The organism is Niastella sp. sgz303648 (assembly GCF_059587045.1).
The window spans coordinates 289,973-308,128 of record NZ_JCAPSW010000001.1; the positions used below are offsets into that span (position 1 = coordinate 289,973).

8 protein-coding genes are annotated in these 18,156 nt (G+C 44.2%); 1 reads left to right on the forward strand and 7 read right to left on the reverse strand.

Going from position 1 to position 18,156, the window contains the following annotated elements; translation table 11 throughout:
• Positions 1-98 precede the first annotated feature (98 nt).
• Positions 99-2,426: a T9SS type A sorting domain-containing protein gene (locus AC59IL_RS01090; protein WP_496550215.1), complete on the forward strand. Its 2,328-nt coding sequence runs from the start codon at positions 99-101 to the stop codon at positions 2,424-2,426.
• A 1,002-nt stretch (positions 2,427-3,428) separates the two neighbouring features.
• On the opposite strand, the gene AC59IL_RS01095 is transcribed toward AC59IL_RS01090, so the two are convergent.
• From AC59IL_RS01095 to AC59IL_RS01125, 7 genes are all read right to left on the reverse strand, one after another.
• Positions 3,429-7,592 (reverse strand): hybrid sensor histidine kinase/response regulator transcription factor, encoded by a 4,164-nt coding sequence (locus tag AC59IL_RS01095; protein WP_496550216.1) that lies wholly within the window; start codon positions 7,590-7,592, stop codon positions 3,429-3,431.
• 239 nt (positions 7,593-7,831) lie between these two features.
• Positions 7,832-10,009 (reverse strand): glycoside hydrolase family 3 C-terminal domain-containing protein, encoded by a 2,178-nt coding sequence (locus AC59IL_RS01100; protein WP_496550217.1) that lies wholly within the window; start codon positions 10,007-10,009, stop codon positions 7,832-7,834.
• 144 nt (positions 10,010-10,153) lie between these two features.
• Positions 10,154-10,816 (reverse strand): DUF1349 domain-containing protein, encoded by a 663-nt coding sequence (locus AC59IL_RS01105; protein WP_496550218.1) that lies wholly within the window; start codon positions 10,814-10,816, stop codon positions 10,154-10,156.
• A gap of 103 nt (positions 10,817-10,919) precedes the next feature.
• A complete protein-coding gene (locus AC59IL_RS01110) occupies positions 10,920-12,236 on the reverse strand; it encodes a glycoside hydrolase 5 family protein (RefSeq protein ID WP_496550219.1) in 1,317 nt (438 codons plus the stop codon).
• Between the two features lie 161 nt (positions 12,237-12,397).
• The gene (locus tag AC59IL_RS01115; RefSeq protein ID WP_496550220.1) at positions 12,398-13,201 is read right to left on the reverse strand and encodes a polysaccharide deacetylase family protein; all 804 of its coding nucleotides are present in this window, start codon (positions 13,199-13,201) and stop codon (positions 12,398-12,400) included.
• An 82-nt stretch (positions 13,202-13,283) separates the two neighbouring features.
• Positions 13,284-15,881, reverse strand: coding sequence for an alpha-L-arabinofuranosidase family protein (locus AC59IL_RS01120; protein ID WP_496550221.1), 2,598 nt, complete (start codon positions 15,879-15,881; stop codon positions 13,284-13,286).
• Between the two features lie 58 nt (positions 15,882-15,939).
• On the reverse strand, positions 15,940-18,156 hold the full coding sequence (locus tag AC59IL_RS01125; RefSeq protein ID WP_496550222.1) for a glycoside hydrolase family 43 protein: 2,217 nt from the start codon (positions 18,154-18,156) through the stop codon (positions 15,940-15,942).

The following is an 18,156-nucleotide window of genomic DNA, read 5'->3' on the forward strand; positions in this document are numbered from 1 at the left end:
CCAGAAAGAATTCTTTCCACTTTTTATGTAATGCATTACTTGTCTGTCTGCGAAAGCAGGTGGATATAACCTGTTATATTTCCAATAAAACCTAACTTATGAAGAGATGTAAAAACTCAATCCTTTTTTACAGCATGTTGGCATGGTGCGCCATAACAAATGCACAAACCAACATAGCACCACAGGCAACAGCCTCCACTTCGTATGTTTCTCCATGGGAAACGATTGCAGCCTTAAACGATAATTACACACCGGCACACTCAAACGACAAATCTCACGGAGCATACGGCAACTGGAACAATCCCAACAGTACGCAATGGGTACAATACGACTGGTCGCAAACCTACAAGGTTACTTCTGTTGAAGTATACTGGTTCAACGATTCGGGTGGTGTTCTTACACCTACTACCGCTTATGTTGATTACTGGAATGGTTCGGCCTGGGTTCGCATTGGCAATGTACCATTAAAAACCAATGCATTTAACGTAGTGCCTGTGGCATCGATCGACATGAGCAGGATACGCGTATCAATGCTCAACACAACACAATCAACCGGCCTGCTCGAATGGCGGGTGATCGGCACTGTTACAGGCGGCGGTGGTGGAACCGGAACCGGTGATCCATACACATGGCCAGCCTACTCGCCCAACATCAGCTATAATTTCAAGGATGAATTTCCCAGTTTGCCAACACCCACAAATGTATTGAACGATTGTCCGCAGGTAGTGGGAACGCAGTCTTCCGACTGGTGGTGCTTCCGCTGGGGACCCAACAAAAATTCTCTTGTAACAAGCGCCGCTATTACTCCATTGCTGGCACGGTTAAATACCGATTTCGCTTATTTCCGTGATCAGATGGGCTGGCCTCCCGACCTTCGTGCAAAGAGTGGTTATCGCAGCTCGGTGTACCTGTACGGATCAGGTCTTTGCACCGATAATGCGCCCAATACTGAATTAGGTGGCTGGCAAAGTTCTATCTATTATAACGGAAAGAGCTGGCCGATGATCCTGGCTTCTTACTATCCCATTTATTGTTTTGATCCTGCCTGCACTTATTCTGATCGTGAGTTTCAGAGAGGCGCTATGACACACGAAGGCATACATGCATTGCTGGCCGACCTGCCGGGTGTTAAGCAAAGTGCCTGGTTTCAGGAAGGTGGTAATGTATGGTTACAACAAACTGCCGATGCACGCAGAACAAATAACTTCAGTTCAATGGGCGATCTGAATGGTACCGATTTCATCGCGCCGTTCATGCCTATTGAATGTTATTCGGGCTGGTTACAGGATGGCAGCTTTGGCGGTCCTTCGGCCGAAGGCGTTGACATGTTCAATGGTAACCAGCAGATCTGTACATGGCGTACGTTTTTGGGTGGTCACCAGTACAGCAGCTCCTTCCCCACTTTCCTTGGTCTTGCATTAGGTGATGGCGCTGTGCCCTGGATCTGGAGAAATGCCCCCGGTCGTGTATTGGAAGGAATGGCATCGGGTATCGGCGCTACGCAAATGCGCCACTTAATTTCGGAATACCGCGCCAAACAGGCATTGGTTGATTTCGGCGTATGGAAAAATGCGGTTCTGGCATTGCTGAACGCTCACTTCGGACAATCGATCGGTGCCGAATGGCAACCTTCGTGGATGAATCCGGCTGCATGGACCGCTACACCTTATGTAGCTACTACCAACAGCGGTGGCGTACTTACACCCGAAGCGCGTACCTTACCCGGATGGTCAGGTGCCAACCAGATACCATTAACTGTATCGGGCAATCTGGTAACTGTAAACTTTCAGCCCATCGGAGCCAATATGACCTGTCAGCTGGTGTACCGTTCAACAACCGGCAAGCCAATATATAGCCAGATCGTTTCAAGCGGCAATTGCAGCCTGCGTTTGGATGTTCCTGCGGCCAACAATGTAGTGATAGCGGTTATTACCAATACCGATTACATCTATACCGGCGAAACAACCCGTAAAGCACACTACGATTATCGCTTACAACTGGTAACGGGTGTTACAGGTACTGCGAATATCAATACCAAATGGTATAATTCAGCTACCTTATCAACTGCCCGCGAAACAGCAATCGTAACGCCCGACAGCGTTGGTATCGACTGGTCGAAATACTGTAACCATTCGTTCGGTAATGCAAAAGAAGTAGCTGCGGTGAAAAAGATCATCAAACCGGCTACTTTCCAGATGTACCCGAACCCGGTTGCCACCGGCAATCAGGTAAAACTTGAATTTACCAATGCGGCCAATGAAAACACGTTCATTACCGTAACGACTTTAAAAGGTGAGAAAGTTTTTGAAGCGGTTACAACCGGCAATAACTATATTTTAAAATCTCAGCAAATTAAAAGCGGTGTATATATCGTAACCATTAAAAATTCAGGTTCAAATACAACGCAAAAACTGGTTGTATTGTAATGATGATCTATTGTTCTATTTAAAAAAGCGTCCCCCGAAAAATCGGGGGACTTTTTTATCTGGCAGAATAATACATTAATTGGTTCTGATTAGTAATACCGCTGCCCGGGGACTAACCATGATTACTGAAAATACAAAAAGCCATTATCAATAAACATAGAAACAAAGCACATGCATTTGAATGAGCCGTTAACCCTTCTTTCATATAGCGCAATTTTGGTTAACAGCAATTTAATGTGTTTGTGATAATTTAAGGGGTATAAAATGTATAAAATCCCGGTATAATATGATAACTGATTAATAAACCAGCTTTACTACTTTAATCTTCGAACCGTCAGCGGCATTCAGCACTTCGGAAAAATAAACATTCCCCTTGTTCATCGACAGAGCGGTAAAAACCGTACACGCCGCTCACTGTGCCCTGTATATAAATAGCCGGATAGGTAGCTCCTGTGGCCGCTTTTCCAAACGCCACTTTATAAGCAACATCGGTGAGCGGTAATTTGCAGAGGTAATGTGATAAAAATGAACCAGGATAGAAATCCCGGCTCTTTCCTGATGTGACAACAACTGTTTATGTTCGGTTTAACGATATACTTACCTGATGTTTTGTAATAATCTGAGAGTGTTTGTCTGAAACCAAAACCGCCCCTGCATTCGCCGGTTAGGGTATCAACAAGGCGGTTTGTTTTCAGAACAACTGTAACAACTGTATATAAAAGGTCCTGTGTGAGCCTATAAGTTCTACATAAGAGCCATGAAAGGCATAGCATATTTCGAAATATCATTAACACATTCTTCAATGGCTGGCGTATTATTCGGGCATGAAAATATACAGGGTAGTTGAATAGTACGGTATGCATTTGTCTAAAACGGGGTATCAAAATGTTGCGGGAGTATATAAATTGTCTATTTAAACGGTATAGTTTGTCAACTTTGGAATAATAAGTATGATATATTGTAAAAAAAATACAACCGTAAGATATCCGAACAATTGGCAAACTACTGTTTTTGACTGCCCGATTTTTTGGCTTCGGCCTGCCAGGCCGAGGGTAATACACCAAACTGTGATTTGAAATACTTCGAGAAATATTTGGGGTTGTTAAAGCCTGTTTCGTAAGCCACCTCGGCAACCGTTTTTTTGGTTTTTTCGAGCAATTGGGCTGCTCTTTGCAAACGAACCGAACGGATAAATTCGGTGGGCGTTTTACCGGTAAGCACAAATAACCGTTTGTATACGGCCGCGCGGCTGAGCAACAAACCACGGCTCATTTCCTCTACCGAAAAATCAGAATTCGACAAATTCTTCTCTACTATGGCCAGCGCATCCTGTACAAATTTTTCATCAGCCGATTCAATTTTTATATCCGAGGTTTTTACGGCCACCTGTTTGGTAAATGTTTGCCTGAGCGATTGTTGCTGCGCCAGTAAATTCTTTAAACGGCTTAATAATATTTCAAAATTGAACGGCTTGGTCATGTAATCGGCCGCTCCGGTTTCAATGCCCCGCAACTGCTGCTCTTCACCGCTCACTGCTGTTATCAAAACAACTGGAATATGTTTGGTGCGTGCATCGTTCTTCATTTTTTTACACAGATCAATACCGTTCATGCCCGGCATATTGATATCACATACCACAATATCAGGATGAGCAGCGAGTGTTTTTTGCCAGCCGGTGATACCGTCGGCAGCCTCGGCAATATGATAATATTCGCGCAGGTTGTCTTTCAGGTAAAAAAGAAAATCTTCATTGTCTTCAACCAATAATACCGTATGCTTTTTTTGAGAAGAAGTAAGGTTGCTTTCGACAGTACCCTCAATTTCCTCCGGCTGTGCTGCCAGGTTTTCGATTACTGTTTCAAAATCATCAACGGTTTCAATAGCTTTCACTTCGGTCGATGGTTCGACCTCTTTCACAGGAAGCAACACCGTAAAACAGGAACCTTTGTTTTCGGTGCTTTCAACACTGATGGCTCCATTGAACAGATGTACAAATTCTTTGGTAATGGCAAGACCAATTCCGCTGCCGAGGTTAACAACGCTCCCGGGCAGATCATGCTGAAAAAACCGTTCAAATATTTTCTGCTGCCGGTCGGCGGGAATGCCAATGCCGGTATCTTTTACTTTTATTTCGAGCAGGGTGCTCTCGTCTTTTTTAATAGCCTGCAATTCTACCGAAACGCTTCCATTTGCCGGAGTAAATTTGAATGCATTGGAAAGCAGGTTGAATAAGATCCGTTCCAGTTTGTCGTGATCGAATATGGTATATAAGCTGCCGGTCGTTGATGAATAACCAAACTGTATTTGCTTTTTTTCGGCGATATCAGTAAATGAATACGAGGTTTCTTTAATAAATTGAATAATATCGCCTTCGGCAGCATGCAGCTTCAGCTCGTGCACTTCCATTTTTCGAAAATCGAGCAACTGGTTTACGAGGTTCAGCAACCGGCGGGCATTTCGCTGCATTAACTGGTATTGCGCCCTTTGCGAAGTATTATTGGCCGACCGGATCATTCTTTCGAGCGGTGTAAGTATCAGCGACAACGGCGTTCTGAACTCATGACTTACATTGGTAAAAAAACGGATCTTCATGGCATCCAGCTCACGTATGCGTGCAGCTTCCTTTCTTTCATGCTCAATGGCAAAACGCATTTGGGTGCGTTGCATAATCATTCGCCAGGCTAAAAACAGCAGGGCGAAAGAGATCAGCATATATAAAACGTACGCCCACGGCGTTTTCCAGAAGGGCGGCAATATTGTGATGTGTACCGCAATGCCTTTGTCGTTCCATACACCATCGTCGTTCGAGGCTTTTACATATAAAGTATATTTACCGGGATCGAGGTTGGTATAGGTTACTTTTCGCGAGCTGCCATCGGTATACAACCAGTTATTATTAAATCCTTCGAGCCTCCAGGCATATTTGTTTTTTTGTGTGTTGAGGTAACTTAGCGATGCAAACTCTATCGAAAAGATATTTTCATCATAACGAAGGGTAATATTATCGGTTTCAGTTATCGCTTTCTGCAAAATAACATGATCATTGATTTTGAAGCCTGCTTCGATATCCTGATTAAATACCTGCAAACCGGTAAGCACCACCGGAGGCGCATGTTCATTCATTTTTAAATTAGCAGGATCGAAAAGATTAAAACCGTTGGCGCCCCCAAAAATAATTTCGCCTTTGCGGGTGCTCAGTGCAGCATTGTCATTAAATTCTTTTCCCTGAAGTCCATCAAGGCGGTCGTAATTGGTGCAACTGATGTAGATGCCATTTTTAAGCGAACCGCTATAGGTAATACGGCTGATGCCATTGAGTGTGCTTACCCATAAATTTTGGGCTTTGTCTTCAACAATGTTGAGGATAGTATTATCGGGCAATCCGTCTTCTTTCCTAAATACCTGAAAGCTGTGGTTGGCCGGGTTGTAAATATTAAGCCCATCTCTTGTGCCAATCCACATATTTTCCCGACTGTCGCTGAAGAGGGCAATGATATTATCGTTGCTGAGTGTTGAGTTATTGGAAGCAAACAATTTGAAATCGGCTGAATTTTTATATTTCACATCAATTCCGTACGAGGTGCCGATCCAAAGGTTGCCATATTTATCACTGGTAATGGCAGAAATATAGCCGGCAAATACCGAGTTGCGGGCAAAGGGTTTATAATGATAAAAGCGGTTGCTGGTGCGGTCGTATTTTTCCAATCCGGCTTCCAGTGTGCCGATCCACAGGTTGTATTCTTTGTCTTCATATATTTCCCAAACCCGGTCGTCGGCAATGCTGGTGCTGTCATTTGCATTGTGGCGGTGATGGGTAAAAGTTTTGCCGTCGTAGCTATCGAGCCCGCCGTAGTAGGTGCCTATCCAAAGTATATTGTTATGATCTATGCAAAGACTTACAATTACATCATTGGCTAAGCTGTTCTCATTCTCCGGATTATGCCTGAATTGCTTAAATGTATTCGCAATACGGTCGAAATAAATGAGCCCTCCCCCATTGGTGCCGATCCAGATATTTCCTTTTTCATCTTCAACAAAACGGTTTACATCATTATAAGGCAAACTGCCCGCATCGGCTTCCTGATGCCTGAATAAAGGGAATTTGATCATCCCTTCGTGATAATAATTGATGCCCTGTTTGTAGGTACCTACCCACATGATGCCGAAATCATCTTTATACAAAACGGTAAGACTGTTTTGAGCAATGCTGCTTTCATCGCCGGGTTTGTTTACAAGCACCTGCACAGTCAGGTCCTGTTTACGCAGAATATTCAATCCGCCATGATCTGTGGCAATCCAGATAAAGCCTTTGTTATCTTCAGCAATGCTGACAATGATATTACTGCTCAATATGGCCGTTCCCTGGTCTCTGGCAATTTGCTGCAGTTTATTTTCTTTGGTTTGAATGTAGTAAATGCCATCAAAATATCCATCGGCATACACCCATAGGTTTCCCCTGCTGCCAACAAAAAACCTGTACGGCACTTTATTGTTTCCCTGTTTTTGCTGCAAAATATCGGTTCGCCAGATCACCTTTTTCGTTGCCGCATCTATCTTTTCAATAATACCATTCTGATAAACGATGTAGATATTATTTTCTGTATCGGCCTTTACATCAGCTATGGTACCGGTTAATTGTTTGCCGGTAAGTAATGGAACAGCGTTTTTTTTATTTTCAATATAGTATAAACCGCTGTCGGGGTAAACAAACCAATATACAGAATGGGTTTTAACAATATCACTTAATCCATAGGGGGGCAAACTCCATCTCAGAAGCCGTTCATCAACACGCCGGTCGAATTTTTCTGTTGCTGGATCATAAATATTAAAACCGATTCGCGATTGTACCCATAGCCGGTTATCGGGCCCGGCAACAATGTTTGTTATATAATCGTCATTAATAGAGGCGGTATCTTTTATTGAATGCCTGAAAGTTTTAAATGCATACCCGTCGTAGCGGTTCAATCCACCCATGGTGCCAAACCACATAAAGCCTTTGGCGTCTTTATATATACAATTGATCTGATTATTGGAAAGTCCCTGGTTAAAATCGAGGTGGGCGAAATGATAACCGGTCTGTTGCTGCGCCAGCAATTGTGCTGTAAAGCAGAAGAAAAGCGAAATAACGAGTGTTTTTCGGAGTATTGGTCTTAAAACAGGTAGCATAAAATGTAACAACAGTACCGGGTACAATGTAAATAAAACAAACTTTAGGGAAAATAATAATTTATTTTTTCCACAAACCAGCTGCCTGCGCTTCAAAAAGTTTATGCGACACAATAAAAAAAGCTCTACGAGACTTGCAGTTTCGCAGAGCTTTTTTGTGGCCTGCGGCCACTTACGAAAGTTGCCGTCCCGACGTGATATGTCGGGACGAGGCTTTCAGCCCCGAAGAGCGCTAACCATTACTTCAATTCAATGACTTTCGAAAGTTGTATATCGCGCGATGAACCTCCGGCCATAATGGTAAATGCGCCCGGTTCCACCACCCATTGTTGTTTGATGTCGTTATAATACTGAAACGCTTCTTTTGTGAGTGAGAAGGTAACCTTTTTACTTTCACCGGGTTTCAGCCATACTTTTTCAAATGCTTTCAGTTCTTTTTCAGGTCTTCTTAATGTGCTTATATTGTCTTTCACATACAACTGCACCACTTCGGCGCCTGCCACCTTACCGGTATTCGTAAGCGTAAGCGTAACAACAGCGCTTTGATTGCCCGGTACTATATTCAGATTGGCATAACGAAAAGTAGTATACGAAAGTCCATGCCCGAACGCGAATTGCGGTTCCACCTTCCAGGTATCGAAATAGCGGTAGCCTACAAATATGTCATCTTTGTAATACACATTTACGGTATCGCCGGGGTATTCACCAAATACATGCGCCGGACTTTCCAATAAATTTTTCGGAAAGGTCATAGGCAGTTTGCCGGAGGGATTAACCTGTCCGAATATTATTTCAGCAAGGGCATTGCCGCCTTCACTGCCGGCATACCATGCCTGAACAATAGCAGGCGCCTGTTGTACCCAGGCCGATACATCGATGGGGCCGCCGCCCATTAATACCACCACTGTTTTAGGATTGGCTTTGATCACTGCTTCGATCAATTGGTTCTGTCCGAAAGGCATATCGAGATTGGGCTTGTCGGTGCCTTCGGCATCATAGGCATTATCGGTCCATGAATAATTGTTGTAACCGTGCGTCCAGCCGCCAACCACTACGGCTACATCCGCTTTTTTGGCGGCTTCAACGGCTGCATCGATCAGTTGCTGGTTCGCCGTTCCGTTCTTTACAATTTCATAGCCCGGTGAATAAGAAACCGCAATGGTATTACCTGCTATGCTCTTTATTCCTTCGAGCGGTGTTATTTCATATCTCGTACGCACCTGCGAACTGCCGCCGCCCTGCGACTGAAGCCGTGCCGCATTCACTCCTATTACCGCAATTGATTTTATGGCAGTGTTGCTAAAGGGCAATATATTGTTTTGATTTTTGAGCAATACAATACCTTCTTCGGCTACTTTACGGGCTGTTGCAAAATGTGCTGCGGTGCTGAACGATCCGGGTTGGCGGCCGCCGAACTTATTGGTCTTATACATCACATACAATATGCGACGCACTTTTTCATTGATGAGGTTTTCATCGATCACACCCTTTTTAACAAGCGTAACCACCGTATCGCCTAAAAAGAATTTGTTGTAAGGCGCTCCCATCAAATCGGTGCCCATTTCAAGATCGGTACCATTCCACAATGCCTCGAGCGTGCTGTGCACAGCGCCCCAATCACTCATCACAAGCCCTTTAAACCCGAATTCAGTTTTTAAAATTTTGTTGATGAGATAATCATTTTCTGTACAGAACTGTCCTCTGAATTTATTGTAGGCACCCATAACTGAATAAACACCGCCCTCGGTAACTGCGGCTTTAAAACCGGGCAGATAAATTTCACGCAGGGCTCTTTCGCTCATCAACACATTTACACGACCTCTTTCTGTTTCCTGGTTATTGGCCAAAAAATGTTTGACGCATGCGGCAACGCCCTGCGACTGCACTCCTTTTATATACCCTACCGCCATTTTCGATACGAGGTAAGGATCTTCGCTCTGGTATTCAAAATTTCTTCCATTCAAAGGTGTACGAATGATGTTGATGCCGGGCCCCAGTATGATATCTTTTCCACGCGCATTGGCTTCGCTGCCCAGTACAGCTCCGTAGGCAACACCCAGTTGCGGGTTCCAGGTGCTGGCCAAACAAACACCGGTTGGTAAATAGGTGGCGCTGTCGAATACATGATCGTTATCGGTGCTCCAGTCGCGGCCATGCTCCATACGAACTCCATGAGGACCGTCGCTGGTTGTTAATTCAGGAATATTCAAACGGGGTACGCCGCCAGAGGTAAACGACGAACTGGCATGCAGCATGCCCACTTTTTCTTCGAGGGTCATTTGTTTTAGCTGCGTTTCAATTTTTTGATAGATCACCGCATCAGAAAGGGAGGATTGTGCAGCGGCAGGTTTGGCAACAATCATTGCAGAAAACACCAGCAGGAAGGCGGCTGTTGTTTTATTAATTGTTTGTTTCATTTGTTGTTCGAAAATTAATTGAGGAGCAAATTATTGACGTATTGCGGCAGTTAGGGTGCCGGTATGTTTATAAAGAGGTAGCCGTTTGTTAACTGAGATGAATAAAGCCTTTAATTTCTTACTGTATACTTCAAACTTAAAACTTCAGTTCCCCTTCCACCAGTCGACAGGTTTTCTGGGCTGAAAATCGATGTCGGAAAAATCGGCACTGCATGGTTTGCCGGAAGCGGATTGTACAGTAAATCCTATGCGAATATTATCTGCTTTATCAAGTCTGAATGTGCGTATCAGATACCAGCTTTTTCCGTTTGCAGAATAATAAAATGTAAAGGTATTGCCCTTAGCAGAGCCGGTTATTCTATAATAGACTTCTTTCGTTGTAACTGCCATCGAATTACAATCATCAGCCACTTCATTACATACTACCGAAACAATTCTGGGCAGTTGCTTATAATCCTTTTCAAAACAAAACTTGGCAAAGTGTTTACCGTCGTTATAAATCAGCAAGGCACCAGCATCCCATTTCGATTTAAAGTCGGGTTGAATTTTGGCGGTAAAAATAAAATCCGAGTCAGGTTTGAATATAAGTCTTGGCGATTTATTAATCTCAAATCCTCCGTCTGGTGCAATAAAAAGGTCGGTGTTTGGGGGAGCAGAGAACCAGATCTGATTATCGCTTTTGATCTTATAACCAAGCGGAACATTTTCAAAATGCATTACATAAGGTATGGCCTTTAGCTTTACATCCTGCGCATACGACCGAAATAGTAATACAGATAAGAGGCAAGCAACCAATAGCCTGTTCATATTAATTTTCATTTAAGCAATGCTACATACAGCGTTGCAAATATATGGATGACAACATCAATACAATAGCTGATTGTAATCATACCACCCCGCTTGCTTCTTCTTACTTTCTGCCTCCTGTATATGTATTTATAAGTTTCCATGTCGAACTGTCGCAATCAAACACCGAATTCAGTCCCTGCTCTTCCATAGGTGGGTCGCCGAGATAATTATCGCCCTGCTTCCAGAAAATCTGATTGGGTATGGGCCTTCCTTTGCCTGAAAACGACCAGAAGTTAAGTCCGGCCACTACCCCATTGTTTTGTTTGTGCCGTTTCCATTCTTCCAGAAATACGCTGTAATATTCGTCTCTCACTTTTGTACCTGCATCGATACTGAACGAATGATGATCGCGTGGAATGCCAAACTCTTCAATCACCAGCGGCTTGTTGAGCTTTTCAGCAACCTGCACATGTTTTTGTATATAGGCCGATGTTTTTTGTTTTACCGAAGGAAGGTCCTGCACAAGGGTAGAGTCATTGAACCAGCGCCAGTTCTTGGGCCAGATATGAATAGTAAGGTAATCGATATTCGGGTCGGCATGCACCTTTTCATACAACAGTAAATCGCCGTCTGTAGCCTGGTCGCCTTCGTGGCCTGCTGTAATGAGATGGTTCGTATCGATCGATTTTATATATGCAGCGGCACCACTGATGAACTTCAGGTAATTTTCATTGGCGGCCGGTCGCATTGGGCGTGGTTCATTGGCCAGTTCCCAGGCCATAATAACCGGATCGTCTTTGTATTTTTTACCGGTGATGGTATTGGTGCGGGTAATAATATGCTTTACCTGTTCCTCGTAATCGTGTATGCAGGGAGCGCAACTGTAAAATTTACTGGTGGCGTCTCTCAGTTCATCCCAATTCAGTTTGCGTTGCATATCCGGGGTCGACAATTCGCCATTCCAGTTCAGGTATTGCAAAAAACCGCCGCTCCATTCCCAGTTATTGCTTAAAAAGATCACGGCTTTCAGGTTGCGTTTTCCCATTTCAGCCAGCAACAGGTCGAGCCCCTGCAACGGTGCATCATCAAAAACACCTTTAACCGGCTGTAATGGCGGAGCAACGCGTTGTACGCCGTTTATTTGTCCCGATCCTTCAACCCCGGCCAACACGCGCAAACTGGTAACGCCGTTCGCCTTCAGAAAATCAAGCTCTTTGCGCAAACGTTCAATACCTTTTTGTTTGTCTTTTTGCAAACCGAGGTAAGGACCGTACCAGTAATTGGTGCCCACAAAATACCAGGGTTTATTATCTGCAATAAACTGATGATTAATGCTGCGTATAAAAGTTTTACCGGAAGCTGATTTATGCTGAGCAAAAGAATGCACTGAGAGCAATAAACATACAAAGAACAAACAATCGTGTAACCGCCTTCTCATAATAGCAATTTATATTTATTGCCTCAAAAATAAATCAGCCATTGGTGGCGGAGTGATACTTATTTACCTGATCACCATAACCATTTATCAGTTATCCCTTCATTCCCCCTGCCTGAAGGCCGGGGCTGATTTGGGTATTTTGTTGCACGATGAATGAGAAGTTAAGGTTGCTGCTTTTTTGAATGTTCCTTTATAAACGTAGCCACCTCAACCATCGGAGCGATCCATATATCTTTTTGGTGTTGCTTTAAATAATGCAGCAATTGGCTATGTGCCTGCAGCGAAACATTCAAACTATGCTCACCACCAACACCATGAAAAAGAAACACCAGCAGACCTTGCTTATCCTGTGCCTGTTTAACCAGTTCAATCAACTGATCAGCGCTTTCGCCATTGATGCCGTAGCAGGGAACATTTAATAAATCTACCTTATCTATCGAAGGCATGGATGGGATAACGCCACGGGCTGCTGCAAATTCATTTTGCAACGATTCTATATAAGCCGTATCATGAATTTTTGTGTCGCCGCAGGGATATGCAAAGGTTCTTTTTGTTTTTCCATCAATGGCTGTCAACAGCGTATTCATAGCCCGGATCTCATCTGTTATTCTTCGTACAGAATAATTATTTAAATCATAATCGGGGGTAACAAACGATCTGCCCTCACCGCCTGCACAGGGATGGTGAATAGTATGATTGCCCAGTTCGTGACCTTTGGCAGCTGCCGCCCGCCAGCCCGGTATTTGCGTTTTTAGATTGCCTGCATAATCAGCAATATAAAAAGTGGCTTTCAATTGCAGGGAATCAAGAACAGGCACTACGTTGGACAAATGAACATTCAGGCCATCATCATATGTTAAAACAACGGCACATTTTTTCCCTTTCCAGGGTGTGTTTTGCGCATGTGTTACCAATGCAGGCACAAACATGCAAACAAAAAAACAAATGCAGGTAAGCTTATTCATAAAAAACGCTGTTGAATAAGAAATGAAGTGCCCGAAGTTCTGCATTTATTGTAGAATATCGCTTGTACTTTTTTACCGGATATTATTTTGTTTTTACCCTAATCACCGTAAACGAATACGCCGGTAATTCATTGGTGAATTTTTCAGGTATAGAAATGGTGCTTTCAACCGGTAATGCATTTTTATCTGCCGTACTGCTGCCCTGTAAAACTGTTTTTATTGCCTGAGCACCGGCAGGTACCATATTCTTTACATCTATTTCTGTATTTACCGGCACCGGTAACAGGTTCACCATTTTAATGATCACATCTTTGCTCACCGAATCGCGCACTACCGAACAGGCAATGCGTTTTTTAACCGCATCCTGGTTGTTCGATACATTGATGGAACAGGGCAGGTATTCGGTACCGGCGTTCAAACCATATAACTTTTGCACCTGATACCCAACGGTGGTTTTTACAACAGTGTTGTTGAAATAAATCAGATTGGGATTCCATTGCGTATGTCCTTCTTTGGCCAGTAACGGCGCATAGGAAGCCATATGCACCACATCGCCGTTGCGCTCGATGGTTGTCAGGTACAGCGCTTCGGCCAAAGCGGTTTCAAGATTATTTGGCCTGCCGGGTAAATGCGCAGCATATTCTCCCAGATACACTTTCGACTTTGAACGATCGTAGCGATCGTAATAATCCTGGTTATTGATAAACCAGCCTGGTGGCTGATAATAATGCTCATCTACAACAGGCACCTGCAGTTTCGAGGCAATCTCCCACCCTTCTTCATAATCTGTTCCTTCGTATGTTGGACCTACGGTTCCGATCACAGTTATTTCGGGATGCTTTGCTTTTATTGCATTAAAGATCATGGTAAAGCGTTCTTCAAAAATATCGGTGATCAGGTCTTCATTACCGATGCCAATATATTTCAGGTTGAACGGTTTTGGATGACCGGCCTCTGCCCGTACCTTTCCCCATTTCGTTTTAATATCACCGTTTGCCCATTCTATAAGGTCGAGTATATCCTGTACATAAGCATCCATTTCATTCATGGGAATGCCGCCCTGTTGCCCGCCGCCGCCTGTAAAAGAGTTCTGACAGGGAACGCCGGCAGCCAATACCGGCAAGGGTTCTGCGCCGATATCTTCACAATACCTGAAATATTCAAAATAGCCTAACCCAACAGACTGATGATACCCCCACAGGTTGCGCTGCGGTTTACGTGCTTCAAGTGGCCCGATGGTATTTTTCCAGCGATAAATATTTCCCAGTCCGTCGCCATGTGCCACACACCCGCCGGGAAAACGAATAAAGCGCGGATGAATATCGGCAATGGCCTGCGCCAGATCGGCACGCAGTCCGTTCTTACGGTTCTTAAAGGTCTTTTGCGGAAACAGGGATATCATATCCAGCGCCACGCGTCCGGGACTCAACGGTTGCAATTCAAGCCGTGCATCATCAGCATCGGCAGTAACAGTTAAAACAGTTTTTATGTTTTTCCAGTTAGCGCCGGCAATCGACAGATTTGCCTGGGCCAGTAAACCGGCTTTATCGCTTACCAAACGCACCTGTAATTTTGCGTTTTTGCCTTCGGGTTGTTTTGCCAATAATGAAAAATCGTATTGTTCGCCTTTCTTCACTGCTATACCATCATATCCTGTATTTATCAGCGCCGCTCCGGGTGTTTTTGTTTCCAGTAAGGCATAATGCGGGTTATTGGTATGAACGGGTGCAACAGAATCAATCTTGAACGTGGTATTATCGCCTTTTAACGACCAGGCGTAGGTGCTGTTCCAGCTTTTATCGCGGCCTTCCCTGTCGCTTAATGCATATTCAAAATCGCGGTTCTGGATCAGCTCGGCATACAGGCCACCGTCTGCAGCATAATTAATATCTTCAAAAAAAACACCTGTGAGCATATTGCTGATGGGCTTTGCATTTTCAGGCGTCAGTATAATTTTTGCATCTACCGGTTTCAATCCCGCAAAACGTTGTGCATCCTGCGCCGTAGCCTCGTAATCTTTACTATTATTGTATTGTTTCAATTCATATGTCTTCACCAGCTTATCGGCAACAGGCCAGGCAACGCGGTATATTTGTCCGGTTGCATTACCCGTTGGCAAATCAATGCTAATACGATGATCGTTGTATTCACCGGCGGCTACTTCGCTGGCAGCCGAATATTTTTTAAAATCTTTTGTTGTTACCTGAAAGTATTTTCCGGCTGCATCTGTATACGTGATCACATAGCAGCCTGCTTTTTCATCATAGCGCAATACAGGGCGTAAACAATTTGTTCCTTTGTTTACCGGCGGGTAGCTTTGCCGGCCCCAGTCGATCAGGTCGGCCGACGCCGCATGCGCAAAAACCAACTCGCGCTCATTTAAACCCCATACACAATGCCATACATTATCGGGGCCTTTTATAATACAGGGGTTCATCATTCTTTTTTCGAGGCCCCATCTGCCATAATCGCTGCGTAAATAACTGAACTCATTACCTATCAGGTACCATTGCTGCTTATCACGGCTCCAGGCTGCATGCAACCCGTTCCTGCCCTCATTTTTATTTGTTCCGTAAATGAAAAGATAAACCGAATCGGGTTCATTGGTTTTTATACCGGCAAACCCGTATTGTGCGAGTGTTGTAAATAGCAATATTAATGGCAATGCAATCTTTTTCATTGTAATTTTTTTTAGCTGAAGTCGGAGGTCTGAAGTCAGAAGAACCTCAGTCTTCTAATTACCGACCAGATGCTATCCGGGATCCGGCTTCCGACATCCGACTTCTGATTTCGGACTTCCTGCTTCCAATTCCCTCATGCGTCGGCTTCACCGGCTTAATAGTTCCATCTGCATTAAATTCCATTTTATCGATACAGGTTTCGCGGTTAAAGCCGGCTCTGTCGCCCATTTTTATTCCATTGGGATAAGTGAACCGGTGGTATACAAGATACCATTCATCTTTACCGGTAACTTTTATAGTTCCATTATGTCCTGTTCCATAAATACCGGCTTCCTTATCTTTTGCAATAACGAGGTTGTTGGCAGGGATGGTCAGTTTACCGGTTGGCGAATCGCTCATAGCATAGCGTACACGGTAATTTTCGCTACGTGTATCATCTTCACTCCACATAAAATAATAGATGCCGTTGCGATAAAACACATGGGCACCTTCGCGGAACGTTGAATCGGGCGTGATTATCTTAATAGTCTCTTCCTTTAAGGAAACCATATCATCATTCAGCTCAGCCACTGCCATATAACCATTGCCCCAATACAAATAATTTTTACCGGTTTTAGGATCGCTGAATACATCGGGATCTATTTGCTGCCCGTGTGAAGTACCGGGAGGATGGTTTTCGATCAAAGGCTTGCCGGCATCTTTAAAAGGCCCTGCAGGATCATCGGCTGTTGCTACTCCGATTTTCTGGGCCGCGCAGAAATAATAAAAGTATTTGTATTTGCCATCGATCTTTTTTTCGATGGCCGTAGGCGCCCATGCATTGCGTTTGCCCCATTGTACATCGGTGGGCAGGTCAAGGATAACGCCTTCGTCTTTCCAGTTCAGCAGATCGGTCGAGGAAAATGTTTTAAAATAAGTGCCCGACCAGTTGTTGAACCCGTCGCTGGTCGGGTACAAATAATACTTTTTATTTTTTTCACTATAGATCATATAAGGATCGGCATAAAAACCGGCCAGTACCGGATTGCCATATACTTTGACAGCTACTGAAAAAATTTGCGGCTGCTGTCCTTTGATCGTTACGGTATACTTTACGGGGCCCTTTGTAAAATTCTGCGCACCGGCGGGTGAAATTGATACTCCGGGAAACTTAGTAAAGCCCGGATCGAATGCAGTCAGTGCTGTGCCGGGTTTTACAGGAAGCAGTACTTTCCCGGCGGTGGTATCAAATACAACGTTATTTTTTTTGATAGCGGCAGCACCTGCTGAAAGCAATGCATCATAAGGATTATACCATTCTTTGGTTATCCGTTCCAGCTCGCCTGCTGTAACAGACATTACGGTACCATGCCGCGGATGAAAGTTCATCGATACCTTGTCGTCGATTACGGTAAACGTTCGCAGATCTGCTGTTTTGGTAAACTGGTAGCGGCCGCTGGTGTACATATCGTACATCAATACATACTCCTTACCGTTATTAAGCGGGTAAACGCCTGCTCCTTCTACCGGCGATTTTGTTTGCTGCACATAGGTATCGCGCAATACATATCCTTCGGTTAATTTATCCGATACGGCTATTTTAATACCGGCGCCTTCGCCTTCGGTTTTAAAGAACAAATTATATTTTTCGTCTTTATACATGATGTCGCCATCGATACAGGCGCCGTTGGTTGGACTAAAAAAAAGTTGTTTGGGTTCCGCTTCCAGGTCGGTGAAAGCGTCGTTGGCATAAGCATAGTATATTTTGTCGGGGTCGCTACCATGCTTCATGCTAAAGTAGATCATATATTTACCGGCCTTTTCGTCGTAAATAGTTTGCGGGGCCCATACACGCAGCAGGCTATCATTGCCGGGAAATCTTTTCTGAATGTTAACCACGGCCGATGTCCAGTGTACAAGATCGGTCGATTTCATCAATACCATGGCGCGGTTCGAATTCCATCCGTTGGCTGACATCATATCGGTAGCCACCATGTAAAAAGTTTCACCATCAACACCGCGAATAATATGCGGGTCGCGTACACCGCCGGTTGAGCTAATTTGTTCCGAAGCAATCACAGGCTGGTTATTATTTAAGGCCCTGAAATTAAACCCGTCGTTGCTGATGGCATACCGGATCGATTCACCGGCTTTGTCGTTACCGGTGAAATAAACAAACAAATAGCCGTTGTATTTTTCCTTAATCCCTTTTTTAACGGGTTTCGCCGCGTTTTGGGCAAATAGTCCAAGAGGACTGCAGGCTAATAGCAGTAATAAAGAAGGTATAAACTTCAT